The sequence below is a fragment of the Novosphingopyxis sp. genome (assembly GCF_965218915.1).
Classification (GTDB): Bacteria; Pseudomonadota; Alphaproteobacteria; order Sphingomonadales; family Sphingomonadaceae; genus Novosphingopyxis.
On the sequence record NZ_OZ244708.1, the window covers coordinates 2947317 to 2962897 of the forward strand.

General features: G+C 63.6%; 14 protein-coding genes and 1 tRNA gene. 11 read left to right on the plus strand and 4 right to left on the minus strand.

Going from position 1 to position 15581, the window contains the following annotated elements; all coding sequences use genetic code 11:
* The first annotated feature begins 91 nt into the window (after positions 1 to 91).
* Positions 92 to 970, plus strand: coding sequence for a hypothetical protein (locus ACOQPC_RS13945; RefSeq protein WP_420606318.1), 879 nt, complete (start codon positions 92 to 94; stop codon positions 968 to 970).
* 66 nt (positions 971 to 1036) lie between these two features.
* Positions 1037 to 2329: a homoserine dehydrogenase gene (locus tag ACOQPC_RS13950; protein ID WP_420606319.1), complete on the plus strand. Its 1293-nt coding sequence runs from the start codon at positions 1037 to 1039 to the stop codon at positions 2327 to 2329.
* 4 nt (positions 2330 to 2333) lie between these two features.
* Here ACOQPC_RS13950 and ACOQPC_RS13955 read toward each other — a convergent pair whose 3' ends face one another.
* Positions 2334 to 2891, minus strand: a complete 558-nt coding sequence (locus ACOQPC_RS13955) for a hypothetical protein (protein WP_420606320.1) — start codon at positions 2889 to 2891, stop codon at positions 2334 to 2336.
* A 388-nt stretch (positions 2892 to 3279) separates the two neighbouring features.
* Here ACOQPC_RS13955 and glpX point away from each other — a divergent pair, with 388 nt between their 5' ends.
* Together glpX and ACOQPC_RS13965 are read left to right on the plus strand one after the other, a co-directional pair.
* Positions 3280 to 4251 carry a class II fructose-bisphosphatase gene (gene glpX, locus ACOQPC_RS13960; protein ID WP_420606321.1) on the plus strand — a complete coding sequence of 324 codons (972 nt, stop codon included), beginning with the start codon at positions 3280 to 3282 and terminating at the stop codon, positions 4249 to 4251.
* A 162-nt stretch (positions 4252 to 4413) separates the two neighbouring features.
* Positions 4414 to 5349 carry a DUF5996 family protein gene (locus tag ACOQPC_RS13965; RefSeq protein ID WP_420606322.1) on the plus strand — a complete coding sequence of 312 codons (936 nt, stop codon included), beginning with the start codon at positions 4414 to 4416 and terminating at the stop codon, positions 5347 to 5349.
* Between the two features lie 23 nt (positions 5350 to 5372).
* Here ACOQPC_RS13965 and ACOQPC_RS13970 read toward each other — a convergent pair whose 3' ends face one another.
* The gene (locus tag ACOQPC_RS13970; RefSeq protein WP_420606323.1) at positions 5373 to 5864 is read right to left on the minus strand and encodes a flavodoxin family protein; all 492 of its coding nucleotides are present in this window, start codon (positions 5862 to 5864) and stop codon (positions 5373 to 5375) included.
* Between the two features lie 141 nt (positions 5865 to 6005).
* Between ACOQPC_RS13970 and ACOQPC_RS13975 the strand changes: the two genes are divergently transcribed.
* From ACOQPC_RS13975 to ACOQPC_RS14005, 7 genes are all read left to right on the plus strand, one after another.
* The gene (locus tag ACOQPC_RS13975) at positions 6006 to 8249 is read left to right on the plus strand and encodes a TonB-dependent receptor (RefSeq protein WP_420606324.1); all 2244 of its coding nucleotides are present in this window, start codon (positions 6006 to 6008) and stop codon (positions 8247 to 8249) included.
* A 127-nt stretch (positions 8250 to 8376) separates the two neighbouring features.
* Positions 8377 to 9060, plus strand: a complete 684-nt coding sequence (locus tag ACOQPC_RS13980; protein ID WP_420606325.1) for a Fe2+-dependent dioxygenase — start codon at positions 8377 to 8379, stop codon at positions 9058 to 9060.
* 187 nt (positions 9061 to 9247) lie between these two features.
* The gene (gene recJ, locus ACOQPC_RS13985) at positions 9248 to 11014 is read left to right on the plus strand and encodes a single-stranded-DNA-specific exonuclease RecJ (RefSeq protein WP_420608156.1); all 1767 of its coding nucleotides are present in this window, start codon (positions 9248 to 9250) and stop codon (positions 11012 to 11014) included.
* Positions 11015 to 11057: 43 nt separating this feature from the next.
* Positions 11058 to 11133: transfer RNA gene (locus ACOQPC_RS13990), tRNA-Glu, on the plus strand.
* Between the two features lie 495 nt (positions 11134 to 11628).
* Positions 11629 to 12108: a helix-turn-helix domain-containing protein gene (locus tag ACOQPC_RS13995; RefSeq protein ID WP_420606326.1), complete on the plus strand. Its 480-nt coding sequence runs from the start codon at positions 11629 to 11631 to the stop codon at positions 12106 to 12108.
* Between the two features lie 33 nt (positions 12109 to 12141).
* Entirely contained in the window at positions 12142 to 12495 is a 354-nt protein-coding gene (locus tag ACOQPC_RS14000; protein WP_420606327.1) for a hypothetical protein, read from the plus strand.
* 396 nt (positions 12496 to 12891) lie between these two features.
* Positions 12892 to 13395: a MarR family transcriptional regulator gene (locus ACOQPC_RS14005; RefSeq protein WP_420606328.1), complete on the plus strand. Its 504-nt coding sequence runs from the start codon at positions 12892 to 12894 to the stop codon at positions 13393 to 13395.
* 40 nt (positions 13396 to 13435) lie between these two features.
* Here the strand turns inward: ACOQPC_RS14005 and ACOQPC_RS14010 are convergent, their stop codons facing one another.
* Positions 13436 to 14323, minus strand: a complete 888-nt coding sequence (locus ACOQPC_RS14010) for an alpha/beta hydrolase (protein WP_420606329.1) — start codon at positions 14321 to 14323, stop codon at positions 13436 to 13438.
* A 56-nt stretch (positions 14324 to 14379) separates the two neighbouring features.
* Entirely contained in the window at positions 14380 to 15558 is a 1179-nt protein-coding gene (locus ACOQPC_RS14015; protein ID WP_420606330.1) for a beta-ketoacyl-[acyl-carrier-protein] synthase family protein, read from the minus strand.
* Positions 15559 to 15581 lie beyond the last annotated feature (23 nt).

Below are 15581 nucleotides of genomic sequence, written 5' to 3' on the forward strand. Positions count from 1 at the left end.
CGGTTCATATGCCCGGTTCAGTCGGTTGACAGGCTGGGCCGTGCATGCGTCTCTTAACCACAAGCATATGACAGAATAGGGGCATCGGTCCATGGGCTATGCAAGACCATATCATCTGACGGCGGCGGCGGCCTTGCTGCTGGGCGCCTGCGTCGCCGCGCCAGGCCCGGCTTATAGCGAGCCACCGCCGAGCTACGCCGCGGTTGCCGGCAAAGTGACGGGATCGCCCGCGATCGTCGATCTCGGCGTGACGCGCGCAAGCGTGCTGGAGTCCGAACGCACGGGCCCGCTGCCGCCGGGGATCGCCCGGGTCTACGTCGAGGCGGACGTCAACAGCCTGATTCGCGGCTCGGGCGGATTGCCGCCGCACATCCGCTTTCTGGCCGATGTGCCGCTCGATTCGCGCGGCCGGGCGCCGAGGCTGAAAGGCGGGCGCTATTTCGCTTTCGGTCGGATCACGGGCAACGGCGAGCTTCAGCTGGCCGGCAGCGATTCGCTGCTCGCCTATGGACCGCAGACCGACGCGCTGGTCCGCCAGATCACACGCGAGGCCGTGGCGATCGATGCGCCGCCCGCCATCACCGGCGTGACCAGCGCGGTCCACGTTCCCGGCAATATTCCCGGCGAAGGCGAGACGCAGATTTTTCTCTCGACCGCCGAACAGCGTCCGATCGCCATCAGCGTGCTCAGCCGGCCCGGGCAGGAGCGGCGCTGGTCGGTCTCGCTGACCGAGATCGTCGACGAGGCCGCGGCCGCACCGCGTCGCGACAGCCTGCTTTGGTATCGCCTGGCCTGCGGCGGCCTGCCCGCGCGGCTGCCCGATGCGGCGCTGTCCGGCGGCGATCCGGTGAACGATTCGCGGGCGCGCGAGGACTATCAATATGTGCGCCGTTCGGTCGGCCCGTGCGAGGGCAATAAACCTTTGTCGGATGCGCCGTATATCATGGGAACGCAGCCGCGCACGCCTTAGGGCTGGCCAGCGCCGCGCCGGAACGGTAACCGCCTGCTCCGCAGCAAGGCGGAGGAGCCCGACATCATGACGACAAGCTTGCGCGTGGCCTTGGCCGGGCTCGGCACGGTGGGGACCGGCGTCATCCGGCTGATCGAGGAGAATTGCGATCTGATCGCGCGGCGCGCCGGCCGCCCGGTCGAGATCGTCGCGGTCAGCGCCCGCGACCGCGCGCGAGATCGCGGCATCGACCTTTCCGCGTATCGCTGGATCGACGACATGGGCGCGTTCGCCGGCGACGACGGCATCGACGCGGTGTGCGAGCTGGTCGGCGGCTCGGACGGCCCGGCGCTTGCACTCGCCCGTGATTCGCTCGGCGCGGGCAAGGCGCTGGTCACCGCCAACAAGGCGCTGATCGCGCATCACGGCCTCGAACTGGCCGAAATCGCCGAGCGTAGCGGGGCGCCCTTGCTGTTCGAAGCGGCGGTGGCGGGCGCGATCCCCGTGATCAAAGGCCTGCGCGAGGGCGCCGCGGCCAACCGGATCGAGCGCGTCTACGGCATCCTCAACGGCACCTGCAATTATGTGCTCTCCGCGATGGAGGCGGAGGGGCGCGATTTCGACGAGGTGCTCGCCGCCGCGCAAGCCATCGGTTACGCCGAGGCCGATCCCGCCTTCGACATCGAAGGCACCGACGCGGCGCACAAGCTCGCGATCCTGGCGAGCCTGTGCTTCGGCACCAGGCTCGATTTCGCGCATGTCGAGACGCGCGGCATCGCCCAGGTGCGCGCCGAGGACATCGCGCAGGCCCGCGCGCTCGGTTACGTCATCCGCCTGATCGGATTCGCCGAGCTGGACGGCGGCAAGCTGTTCCAGCGCGTCCATCCCTGTCTGCTCCCGCTCGCGCACCCACTTGCCCGGATCGACGGCGCGACCAACGCGGTGGTGGCCGAGGGCAATTATTCCGGGCGGCTGCTGTTCCAGGGAGCGGGCGCGGGCGACGGGCCGACGGCAAGCGCGGTGGTCGCCGATCTGGTCGATCTCGCACGCGGCCAGACCGGCCACAGCTTCGCCATGCCCGCCAGCGCGCTCGAACAGGCGGGCGCGGCGGAGACCGGCCACCGCTCCGGCAAAGCCTATCTGCGCTTCGAGGTGGCGGACAAGGTCGGCGTGCTGGCCGAGATCGCCGCCGCGATGCGCGACGCCGGGGTCTCGGTCGAAAGCCTGATCCAGCCTGCGCAGGCGCACGGCGAAACCGCGCTGATCGCCATCGTCACGCATGAGGTGGAGGAGGCCTGCATCGATCAGGCGCTGCAAAAGCTTGCCGGATCGGACAGCCTCAAGGCCGAACCGATGGTGATGCACATCCTGGACGCCTGAGCGGTCAGTCGTCCAGCGCACCATCCTGGCCGTCGATATCTTCCTGCTGGTAATCCCCGGTCGGAACCGGCTCTGCGGCCAATCCCACCGCCCGTTGGAGCCAACCGAGGATAGGAATACCGGTACCGCCCTTGGTGCTGACCACCGCCACCCCTTTCGTGCAGCTGCCGTCGCTGTTCAGCACGCCGCATCTGCCCGCCGGACGCAGCGACAGATCGCCGGCTCGGGGCACTTCACCGCGCACCGGCCCGCTATTTTCGCCAGCGCGCGCGACACGCGAAAAGGGCAGCCGCTGGGCGGCGTCGAAGTCGCGGTTCCCGCATACCAGGATTTCGTCGCCCGAGCCGACGTCCGAGCAGCGGCGCGGGCCGATGACGATCGACGCGCGATAGTTTTCCATCGCATTTTCGGCGGTGATGACGGGCTTGGCCGGCCTAATTGATTCGGCGGGTGCATCGACTGGCGTAATGTTTGCCGGCGCGTCCACCGGTTCGGTCTGCGCCCAAAGCGGCGCGGCCCAGACGGCCGGCAGGACGGCAAGCGCTGATATCCATCGTCTCATCCCATCGTTCCCCATGTCGGCGGCCCGCGGCACTGCCCAGATATGCTCCGGAAAAAGGGCCGAATTATGGATGCGCCGATGGTGATGCATATTCTGGGGCGTGAGCCTCGAGCCCCTTCTCCCTTGAGGGGAGAAGGGTACGAAGCCTTGCTGCTTGCCAAGCAGCTAGGCGAGTTGGATGAGGGTGAGCGAGCCTCTGGCTCGCGCGCTCGCGATGCGATCGCTTTTACCCCCTCACCCAGCTTCGACTAACGAGCAAGCTCGTAAGTCTGCGCGGGCCCTCTCCCGCAAGGGGAGAGGGGCCTTAACCCCTTTCTCGACATTGCAACATGGCTCGCCTATCGGACGCGCTAGCCCGCAAAGGGCGCCCGTTTTCAGGAGCCCAGCGATGCCCAAACCCAGCGATATGCTCGACCGCGTTCTCGTTCTCGAAATGGTGCGCGTCACCGAAGCCGCAGCAATGGCGGCGGCCAAGCTGATCGGGCGGGGCGATGAAAAAGCCGCCGACGCCGCCGCCGTCGAGGCCATGCGCCGCGCGTTCGATACGCTGCAGATGGACGGCACCGTGGTGATCGGCGAGGGCGAGCGCGACGAGGCGCCGATGCTGTTCATCGGCGAAAAGGTCGGCGGCGCGCCGGGCACGGGGCCGAAGATCGACATCGCGCTCGATCCGCTGGAGGGCACCACCATCACCGCCAAGGCCGGCCCCAACGCGCTGGCCGTGCTCGCCGCCGCCGAGGAAGGCGGCCTGCTCAACGCGCCGGACGTCTATATGGACAAGATCGCCGTGGGTCCGGGCTATCCCGATGGCGTGATCGATCTCGACCGATCGGTGAAAGAGAACGTCGCGGCGGTGGCAAAGGCCAAGGGCGTCGAACCGCGCGAGATCATCGTCTGCGTGCTCGACCGGCCCCGCCATGAAAATCTGATCGCCGAGCTGCGCGCCATCGGTTGCGGCATCCAGCTGATCCCCGACGGCGATGTGGCGGGCGTGATCGCGACCACCGACGAGGACACCACGATCGACCTCTATATGGGCCAGGGCGGCGCGCCCGAGGGCGTGCTGGCCGCCGCCGCGCTGCGCTGTGTCGGTGGCCAATTCAAGGGGCGCCTGTTGTTTCGCAACGACGACGAGCGCGCCCGCGCCGCCAAATGGGGCATCACCGATCTGAACAAGCAATATGATCTCAAGGAACTGGCCAGGGGCGATTGCATCTTCGCGGCGACCGGCGTCACCGACGGCTCGCTGCTCGAAGGCGTCAAATCGCTGCGCCGCGGCGTCATCACGACGGAGAGCGTGGTCATGCGCGCCAGCAGCGGCACCGTCCGCTGGGTCAAGAGCGAGCACAAGAAGGACTGAGCTATGGTGGCTGCGGGATCCCTTCGTTCGCCATGGCGCTGCTGCGGACCAAGTTTCGATTTTGGTCCGCTTGAGCAAGGGTTTCGTGTTAACTCTGCGACTTTGCCGCGGTAAAGTTGCAAGTTCAGCTGGAAAGTCAGTTATTCTGGGGGAAAGATCGCTATGATGGAGCGTTGGCCCAGACTGGATTACCAGTCGGAACGGCCGGTCTATGAAACCGTCCATGCCTATTGCCAGGTGATCGGCAAGCTGCCGGTGCGCAGCGCGCGGTGGCTCAACCACAGCTGGCATGTCGCGCTGCGGGTGACACCGACGGGCTTTCGCACCCATTCCCTGCCTTCGGGCGGTCAGGAGTTCGAACTGCTGTTCGACTGTCTCGAGGGCGAGGTCTCGCTGCTCTCCTCGGACGGCGCCACCGGACGCTTCGCCGTGGCCGGCAAGACGGTCGCCGGGTTCCAGCAGGCGCTGGACGCCATTCTCGGCCATTGCGGCATCGATGCCGACATCTCCGGCGCGCCCAATGAGGTGGCGGAGGCGGTGCCTTTCGCCCGGGACGAGCGCGAGCGTCCCTGGAACGCCGATGCCGTGCGCCGCCTCCACGGGGCCTTTCGCAGCGCCGACCGGGTATTTCGCGCCTTTCGCACGGGCTTCCTCGGCAAGTCCAGCCCCTCGCATCTGTTCTGGGGCAGTTTCGATCTGGCCGTGACCCGCTTTTCGGGCCGCCGGGCGCCGCCGCATCCCGGCGGTTTTCCCAATCTCGACGACCGCGTGACGCGCGAGGCCTATTCGCACGAACTGATTAGCGCCGGCTTCTGGCCGGGCGGGGGCGATGTCGGGGAAGCCGCCTTCTACGCCTATGCCTATCCGACGCCGGACGGACTGGCAGGCGGCGCCATCCGGCCGGAACCTGGCCGATGGAGCGCGGAATTGGGAGAATTCATACTGCCTTACGCGGCGGTGCGCGAAGCGGTCGATCCGGATGACGCACTGTTGTCCTTCCTCCAGTCCAGCTACGCCGCTGCGGCCGATCTGGCGGGCTGGGATCGCGCCGCGCTGGACACGCCGCTGGGCAAGGTCGGGAAGCCGCGGAAAGTCTAGCGGATCCGTCGCAAGCCGGGACGCTAGAAAATACCCAGTTCCAGCCCCGCCGCCAGCGTCGCGCCGATCTCGCGGGCCTTGGCCAGCGCGGCATCGGGCACCGTCTTCTCGGCCAGGATTTGCTCGGGCGTCTGTGCCTCGACATTGACGATCAGCGTGTCGGCAATGCGCTTCAGCCGCCAGCCGGTGCAGATGCGTTCGAGCTGCGTTTTCGCATTGTGCCCGTCCGATCCGGCGCAGATCAGCGCGGCATAGGGGCGGCCCTCAACCCGCCCGAGCACCTCGTAAAAACTGCGGTCGAAAAAAGCCTTCATCTCGCCCGCGATGGCGGCGAGGTTTTCCGGGCAGGCGAAGATATAGCCGTCGGCGCCGAGCAGATCGTCCGGTCCGGCATCCTGCGCGCGCAGATAGCGTAGCCTCACCGAGCCCGTGTCGGCGGCTCCGTCCCGCGCGGCTTCGGCAAGCCGACGGCTGCCGCCGGTGCGGCTGTAATGGAGGATCAGCAGCGAATTCATCGAGATGCGGCCATAGCGTGCCCAGCCCGGCGAGCCAATATTCGAACAAATGCGACTGACTCGCAATTGTTTAATTGACACTGAGAATGGTTATCAATAGCGGACAGCAGCATCAGCTATAAGATAGACAAGGGCCCCCAAATGAAACGCTTCAGCCTTCGCCCCACACCGCGCGGCGGCGCGCTTCTCGCCGGCACATTGGCCGTCGGCCTTGCGCCGCAAATGGCGCTGGCAAGCGACGCCGCCGCGCCGATGCAGGACCGCGACATCGTGGTGATCGGCGAGCGCCCCGACGATGCCAATCCCAACGCCGATCCCGACGCGGCCTACAAGATCGACCGGTCCAGCGACGGCAAATATACCGAGCCGGTGCGCGACACGCCCAAATCGCAGACCATCATTCCCAAGGAGGTGATCGAGGACATCGGCGCGACCAGCTTTCGCGAGGTGGTGCGCTCCACTCCCGGCGTGACGCTGGGCACCGGAGAAGGCGGCAACGCGTTCGGCGACCGCATCTTCATCCGCGGCTTCGACGCGCGCAACGACGTCTATATCGACGGCCTGCGCGATCCCGGCGTCACCAGCCGCGAGATTTTCGCGGTCGAGCAGATCGAGATCGTCAAAGGCCCGTCGGGCACGTTCGGCGGGCGCGGCACGACCGGGGGTACGGTTTCGCTGCAGTCCAAGCAGCCGCTGCCCGGCAATTTCGTGATCGGCGAAGGCAGCGTGGGAACCGACAATCGCTATCGCGCGACGCTCGATGCCAATCAGAAGCTGAGCGACACGCTGTCGCTGCGCGTCAACGGGCTGTACGATCGCGGCGATACGCCGGGCCGCGATTTTGTGAAGGGCGAGCGTTACGGCGGCGCGGCGGCGATCGCCTGGGATGCGACGCCGGAATTGTCCCTGAGCGCCGACTATTATTATTTCCGGTCGGACTCGCTGCCCGATTACGGCATTCCCTATGATGTGGCGAACAACCGGCCGTTCGACGTGCCGCGGGGCAATTTCTACGGCGTGCTCGACCGCGATTTCCAGACAATCGAGGCCGATGTCGCCACCGTCCACATCGCCTATCAGCCATTGGACAGCCTGCGCTTTTCCTCGCGCACCCGCTACGGCAAGACCGCCAACCGCTATATCGTGAGCGCGCCGGAGCGGCCCGACACGACCGATCCCGATCCGGCCGAGTGGACGGTGCTGGCCAACCCCAAGAACCGCAATTCGGACAACGAATATTTCGCCAACGTCACCGACGCGCGATTCGATTTCGCCACTGCGGGCATCGGCCATACGCTGCTGACCGGCGTGGAATATGCGCATGAGCAGGTGCGCAACAATCCCTATAATTTCGACAGCGAAGTGGTCGGCGGCGTGATCACCCCCCCGATCACAATCGTCCAGAACCTGCCCAATCCGGACCCCACGATCGCGTTCCCCTTTCCGATTCTGGAAAGCGGCAACATCACCACCACCACGGTGGAATCGCTGTCCGCCTTTGCCATCGACACGGTCAAGTTCGGCGAGCATTTCCAGGCGCTGCTGGGCGTGCGCTATGACGGGTTCGACATCGTCGCGGCGGGCGGCGCCGATCGCGCCACCGGGGCGCCGCTGCCCGACCGCCGCTCGGACGTCGATTTCCTGAACTATCAGGCCAGCCTGGTTTACAAGCCGGTCGAGCCGGTCACGCTCTACGCCAGCTTCAGCACCAGCTCGAACCCCAGCGGCGACCAGCTCGACGGATCGGGCGCGAGCTATGACGGGCTCGACCAGGCCAATGCGGCGCTGCAACCCGAACGCAACAAGAGCTACGAGATCGGTCTGAAGGCCGAACCCTTTGGTCCCGATCTGCTGTTCACCGCCGCGCTGTTCCGCATCGACAAGACCAATGCGCGCCAGCAGCTTGGCCGCGGCGGCCCGGTGGTCAATATCGGGGAGCTGCGCAGCCAGGGCGGCGAGATCGGCATCAGCGGCAAGCTGACGCCCCGCCTGCAGCTGTTCGGCGGCTATACTTATCTGGACGCAGTGATCACCAAGGCCGCGGATCCCGAGCAGCAGGGCGCGCGCTTCGCCAATGTGCCGCGCCACAGCGCCAGCCTGCTCGCCACCTACCAGCTGACCGATGCCTTCATGCTGGGCGGCCAGGCCACGGTGCGCAGCGAGATTTTCGGCGGCACCCAGGCGGCGGGCGATACGCGAGTGCCGGGCTTCGTCCGGTTCGACGCGGTGGCGCGCTACGACATCGGCAACGCTTTGCAGGTCCGCCTGAACGTGCTCAACCTGACCGACGAGCTTTATTACGATACGCTCTACCGGTCGGGCACGCCGTTCGTCTATGTCGCCCCCGGGCGTTCGGCACTGGTCTCGCTGACGGCGGGGTTCTGACCAGCCGCTCCGGCTATATCCGTGCGCCCTGAGCCTGTCGAAGGGCCGCCTGTTTTGCCGAGGCCGCGATTGAGAAGTACATTCCTTCGACAAGCTCAGGACGAACGGTTTCGGGAGTTAAACAAACATGCTGATCGCCATTCCCGATGTGCTGAGCCCCGAAGCCGCCGCCGATCTGCGGGCGCGCCTCCTCGCGGACGACTGGATCGACGGCAACGCCACCAGCGGCGCCGCGTCCGCGCTGGCCAAGCGCAACCGGCAGTTGCCCGAGGATTCGCCGGAAGCCAAAGCGGCCCAGGCCGTCGTGAGCCGCGCGCTCGGCGAGAACGCCCTGTTCCTCTCCGCCGCGCTGCCGCACAGCGTCTTCCCGCCGCTGTTCAACCGCTATGGCGGCGGCGAGACCTTTGCCGCGCATGTCGACAATGCCATCCGCGTTCACGGCCCCAGCGGCACGCGCATCCGCACCGATCTGTCGGCGACCTTGTTCCTCACCGATCCGGACGATTATGACGGCGGCGAGCTAGAGGTCGAGGGGCCGTTCGGCGCGGTCTCGTACAAGCTGCCCGCCGGCCATATGCTGCTCTATCCGGCGTCGAGCCTGCACCGCGTGACGCCGGTGACGCGCGGCGAGCGGGTGTCCTGCTTCTTCTGGATCCAGTCGCTGGTCGCGGACGACGCGGCGCGCGGCCTGTTGTTCGATCTCGACCAGTCGGTGCAGGCGCTCAGCCTCGAGCGGGGCGGCGGCGACGCAGAGGTGCTGCGGCTGACCGGGGTGTATCACAACCTCATGCGGCGCTGGGCGCAGGTATAATCCTCCCCGGAACGGGGGGTAGCGCGCTGCCGTCAGGCAGCGTGACGGAGGGGCCGAAGCGCCTCCTCCATAGAATAGCGCTCCGACCCCTCCACCACCGACTTTGTCGGCGGTCCCCCTCCCCGTTCCGGGGAGGATTTAGGAAATTCCGATTCACGCACCGCGCGCAATGCGCTACCCCGCGCGCATGAACTATGTCTGCGATATCGAGCGTTCGCTCACCGGCCAGCCCTGGCGCTGGCGCGGCACCGGGGCCGATGCGCGCGGCGGCGACTTCCGGCCCGACAATATGTTGACCCAGCTGATGATCGCGCGCGGCTGCCCGCGCGACGCGCTGGCGGCGCATCTCAGCCCGTCGATCACCGGCTTTTTGCCGGACCCGTCGATTTTCCGCGACATGACCAAGGCGGCTGAACGCATTGCCGATGCGGTAATCGGGCAGCAGCGCGTCACCATCTTCGGCGATTACGACGTCGACGGCGCGACCAGCGCGGCGCTGCTGATCCGTTTCCTCGGCCAGCTCGGCCTCGTCGCCGACGCCTATATCCCGGACCGCCTGATGGAAGGCTATGGCCCCTCGGGCGAGGCGTTGGTGCGGCTGGGCAACGAGGGCGCGGACCTCGTCGTCACCGTCGATTGCGGGGCGATGGCTTATGACGCGCTGGCCGAAGCCAAGGCGGCGGGCGTCGAGGTGATCGTGGTCGATCACCACAAATGCGGCGCCGAGCTTCCCACCGCGCTGGCGCTGGTCAACCCGAACCGGCTGGACGAATGCGACGAGGCGGCGGACCACGGCCATCTCGCCGCGGTCGGCATCGCCTTCCTGCTCGCCGTGGAAATCCGCCGCATCCTATCGCAGCGCGGCTATTTCGCGCAGCGCGCCAAGCCGGCATTGCTCGATCTGCTCGATCTGGTCGCGCTCGGCACCGTCGCCGACGTCGCGCAATTGAAGGGCCTCAACCGCGCCTTCGTGGCGCAGGGGCTCAAGGTGATGGCGGCGCGGCGCAATATCGGCCTCAGCGCGCTGATCGACGCCAGCCGCCTCACCCGCGCGCCGATCTGCAGCGATCTCGGTTTCGCGCTTGGGCCTCGTATCAACGCGGGCGGACGCGTCGGCAAATCCGATCTCGGCGTGCGGCTGCTGACCACCGAGGACCCGAACGAGGCGCGCGACATCGCGCAGACACTGGACCTGCTCAACGAGGACCGCCGCGCGATCGAGGCCGCCGTGCAGGAAGCCGCCGAGGATATGCTCCCCGGCCAGCATAACCGCTCGGTGGCGCTGCTGGCGGGCGAAGGCTGGCATCCGGGCGTGATCGGCATCGTCGCCGGCCGCATCAAGGAAAAGACTGGTAAACCCGCCATCGTCGTCGCGGTGGACGAACATGGCACCGGCAAAGGATCGGGTCGCTCGGTCTCCGGCGTCGATCTGGGCGCCGCGATCATCGCCGCGAAGGATCATGGCCTGCTGGTCGCGGGCGGCGGGCATGCCATGGCGGCGGGGCTGACGGTGCAGGCGGAAAGGATCGGCGCGCTGGCGGAGTTTCTCGACGAGCGGCTGGCGGCGGACGTCGCGCGCGCCGGAGACGGGCGCGCGATGCTGATCGACGCGCTGCTCTCCCCGCGCGGGCTGAGCCCCGAATTCGTCGGCGCGGTCGAGCGCGGCGGTCCCTATGGCATGGGATGGCCCGCCCCGCGCGTGGTCGCTGGGCCGGTGCGCATCGTCAAATGCGATATTGTAGGCAATGGTCATGTCCGCGCGATCGTGACGGGCGACGATGGCGGCCGGTTCAAGGCGATGGCCTTCCGCGCCGCCGACAGCACGCTAGGACAGACCCTGCTCCACGGCGGCCCCAATGCGAAATATTGGCTGGCGGGCCGCGTCAAGCTCGACGATTGGGGCGCTCGCCCCGCCGCCGAACTGCATCTGGAGGATGCGGCGGTAGCGGCTTGACCACTCGTGCCCCGTTCCTTAAGTGCGCAGCTTCCCCGGCGGAGGCCCCTTCGTCTAGCGGTCCAGGACGCGGCCCTTTCACGGCTGAAACACGGGTTCGATTCCCGTAGGGGTCACCACCGGGCGAAGTTTCGCTAAAATCGGGTAAACCCCTGTAGGTGCACCAGTTATGCGAGGCTGGATGGTCCATTTGGGTGGTCCGTATGAGCAGCACTGCATGCTTGCTTTCGCCGCATTGGTCATGAGTGCAGGCATTTTGGGTGCTCGGCTTTTCGACTTATGGGCCGGCGTTAATGTCTGGCGATCTCGCCCCACGTCTCCCCTGCTCGCATAGCCTTGGGTACAACCGGACGTTTGGCTTACAAGCTGGCTCGGACCGTCTTCCGACCAATTCCACTCAAATCACATCGCGGTTCGAAAACCCAAGCGCTTCTCCTCTTGGATAGTAGACCCCTTTGGCCCAAGCCACCGCCTTGACCTTCAAATTGCCCGGGCTAAAATAGTTTCCGCTTGGCTTCGATGGTCAGGGGTGGGCACCGTCACTCGTTGCAATATGCAAATTGTCTCTAGCTTCGTGACGCGTGTAATATTGAACGTCACGGGAGTGAGAACTCATGCGCTCAGAAAAGTTCGACCATCCAGCCTCGCTGCTGACAGAGACGCAGGTGGACTATCTACGGCTTGTCTCGGCCGGCCTCACTTCGAAAGAAATCGCGCAAAAGGTCGGCGGGTCTCATCACACTGTCAATTCCGAGATCGGCATCGCCATGCGAGTGCTTGGGGCTAAATCGCGCCGGGATGCGGCTGGGTTTTTGAATCTGTTGTCCAACTACGTTTCATATGAGAGTTCATACGAGCCGTCAGCTATTCCCAAGGCTACAATTCTATCGGAACCGGAGGGCGGCGGAGAGAAGACGGGGCTCATTTCAGAATTGCGGTTGCCGATGCCAACCAAGTCCCACCCGATCAACGACATGTCGGTGTGGAAGAAGACGGGGTGGATACTGGTGCTGGCGAGCGCGGTGGCATTGTTGGTTGGCGGTCTCGTTAGTGGGATCGTTTCCATGCTCTCGATGAATGGGATCCTGTCCTGAGCGTTCCGCAAGCTCAATTGAACGAGGACCGAGATGAAAAGAGAATATGTTAAAGCGGTGCGAGCCGTATCGGAAATCCTATGGCAGGCCGAGCGCAGTGCGGATATCGCGATGGCCGATACCGCGCGTTTATTGGCCACTATTCTAGAGGCGCGCACCGAAGTAGGTTTTGCGGCGGCTGTCGGTGACGATGTGATATCTAATTTGACAAGCACGTTGCAGGGCTATGGGCACAACCGACGGCAGCTGATCAGCAGTCACGCACGTCTGGCTGAATTCCGGGATCATTTGGGCTTCAATGATTCATCCTTCGGTGGCGGCGGTGACAAGGAAGTGCCGACCCCTAAGACGGCCGTGGTGCAATTCCCGGTCGAACGCGCAGCCTGATTCTTCCGGCCCAAGCGCGGTCCTTGCCGGCAGCGAGATGATCCTCAATTTCACCCTATTGAGAGTGACCTACTGGACGTTTCTAGGCGTCGTCATGCTAGTTTCGTGGCGCAGGGGCGGAGCGAGCGAATGGGTCGGTGCCGCTATTGTGGGCGTGGCCTCGATCCTGACGGCAGCTTTGGAGTCGTCGCCACTCTTTCATTGGCAGACCGCCAGATTCGGGCTGGTTGCGATCGATTCTGTTACATTGGCCGCATTGTTCTTATTGTCGATATTCTCGAGAAAGTTTTGGCCGTTATGGGTAACCGCTCTTCAGCTAATCGTAGTTGCAACGCATCTGCTGAGCTATCTGTATCCCCTGTCCCTTCTACAAACTTACGCGATAATACAAGGCAGTTGGGCTTACCCGATACTGTTCCTCATATTAATCGCCAGCCTTTTCAATCCACAGCATCGCGCACGGCAGGGCCTGAAGATGCCAGTGACAAGGACGCTACATTAGATCAGATTATCGGAGACCTGGAAGCTGCGCTTCATCTTATAATCGACAGGTCTGATGCGCCGCAGAAGTCCAGAGCACGACATCTCTTGCGCCGTGCCAAACGTTATCGTGACTTAACGAACAACTGTCAGGCGGCACTTGGCGCCCAATTTCAGAATCCGCCATTCGCGATCCTGCTTGAGTTGTTCATTTTAGGCTGCAATGGCAAATCCGCACCGGTCAAGAATATATGTCTGGCGGCCTGCTCCTCTCAATCCACCGCGCTACGCTGGGTTCAGCGCTTGGTCGATCAAGGACTAATCGAGCGAACTCACGATCGGGAGGACGCGCGCCGCGTTTTACTGAATTTGACGTGCGAGGGAGAAACGGCTTTGATCAAACTGCTCGGCCGAGAGTGACGATAACGACTCGTTCGGCGTCAGCTTGTTTCAAGTCGCTTCATGAAAGAATGCGATCGCATTGCGGGTCTCGTGCAAGATAGTTCCATTGCGAATCTGCAGGCTGTATTTCTGTGGAGGGCGAGACGTTATCTTCTGAATCGGATAAACTCATCGATCCCAATTGCGTCCAGATTCTTTGTGCAATCTGGTCCAGCAAAATGCGGTGTGGGGCTCCTTGTAACCGCACGAAAACCGCTTTGTTGCCAGCAGCGTCCGCCAATCGCTGCGCATGCTTGACCGGCACAACTTCATCTTTGGTTCCGTGCATTAACAACCAAGGTGTGTTGATTGATTTGGCAATTTTTAGGTTATCGAACTCATAAGGTATGAAAGCTCTTGCCAGCCTCGGCGCGGCGCTTCGCAAATCCGTAAAAGTCCCTAAAGTTGCTATGCCATTTACGCGAACGCGCGTGGTGGCGTTTAGTGCGACTGCCCCCCCCAACGAATAGCCAAATAGAAAAACTTTGTCGGGACGATCCGCCTTGGCTTGCTTTACGAACGCTTCGGCATCGGCATAAAGCCCCTCTTCATCAGGCTGGCCGGGATTATCGCCGTAGCCTCGATAGGATGCGACGATCAAATCAACGTCGTCACGGCGGAGTGGAGCCGCGAGATTGGCAGCATCGAAGCGATTGCCGCTATTGCCGTGGAAAAACACGAGTGCGACGTGCGATTTGCAGCGTGGCTTCCAGCGGTATCCTTTCAATATCAGTCCATCGCTCGTGGTAACACTGATTTCCGATGGCTCCGGAACGTCGCCCCAATTTAACGAAGCGGGCATTTTTTCAGGTTCGAATATTCGCGAATCAAAAATTGATCCGTGTGAAGCCGTCAATAGCAACATCGTTCCAGCTGTTAGGGCTTTCAAAGTAGTGGTCAGGATCATTTTATATTCTCTCGATAGAGATGAAATATGGATGGTCGAATAAAGTCTTGTATTGTTTAGGGACGTTCAAGAGCAACCACGGCATTGAGTCCCCCAAAGGCGAAGCTGTTTGAAATTACGAGATTGACCTTGGCGTTTCGTGCAGAGCCAGGAACGCAATCGATCGTGCACTCTGGGTCTGCCGAGACGAAATTGGCGGTCGGCGGTATCGTTTGCTCACAGATGGTTTGAACCGCGATCGCCAGCTCGATGGCTCCACCAGCGCCGAGGGCGTGCCCTAGGACCGATTTTGAAGCGGTTACAGGGATCGAGCTGGTGCGCGCGCCGAACATCTCGATGATCGCTGCACATTCCGTTGCATCGTTTGCCTGCGTTCCCGTTCCGTGCGCGTTTACATGATCTACTTCATCTGCTGATCGCCCGGCCGTTGCCAAGGCCCCGCTCATTGCGCGCACCATCCCTTGGGCGTTCGGTGCCGTGATGGAGCCGGCATCGGAGCTCATTCCGAAGCCCGAAACTTCGGCAAGAATGTCCGCGCCGCGCGCGCTGGCTTTGTGCCAGTCCTCCAGCACGAACATCGCAGCGCCCTCGCCCAAAACCAAGCCTCTACGGCCCTTAGAAAATGGCCGGCATCTGTCATCGGAAAGCACGTGAAGCGCCTGCCAGCCTTTGACACAACCATAGGTCAAACAGGCTTCGCTCCCGCCTACTATTGCCACGTCCGCTTGATCGAACCGGATGTCTTGATATGCTTGGCCGATAGCATGACTTCCAGACGCGCATGCTGAGCTTACCGAATAAACGCCGCCGCGTACTTGCAAGTCCAAAGCCACTTGGCTAGCCACCGCGCTTAACATGATACGCGGTACCGTCATCGGATGGAGGCGGTTCGCTTTCGAGGCGTAGACACGGTGCGATGCCTCGTCATGTGTGACCTCTCCTCCGGTTCCCGAGCCAACGATACAGCGGGTCCGGCCATCTTCGCAATTTTCGAGCGAGATTCCCGCCTGGCGAACCGCTTCACGTGCTGCGATGATGGCATATTGTGAAACGGGATCAAGGCCAGGAAGCTGACGGGCATCGAAGTAATCGGTCGGATCGAAAGCTGGAATGGATGCCACTTCGAGCAGGCAACTGCGATCATCGCGCGAAAAGTTTCTTGTCTGAAGGAGGTGTTGCGCATCGCGCGTCGCCACCCAGCCCTGGTTGATGCTCAATCCGGCCGCGGACACCATCCCCATGCCTGTAAGTGCGACGC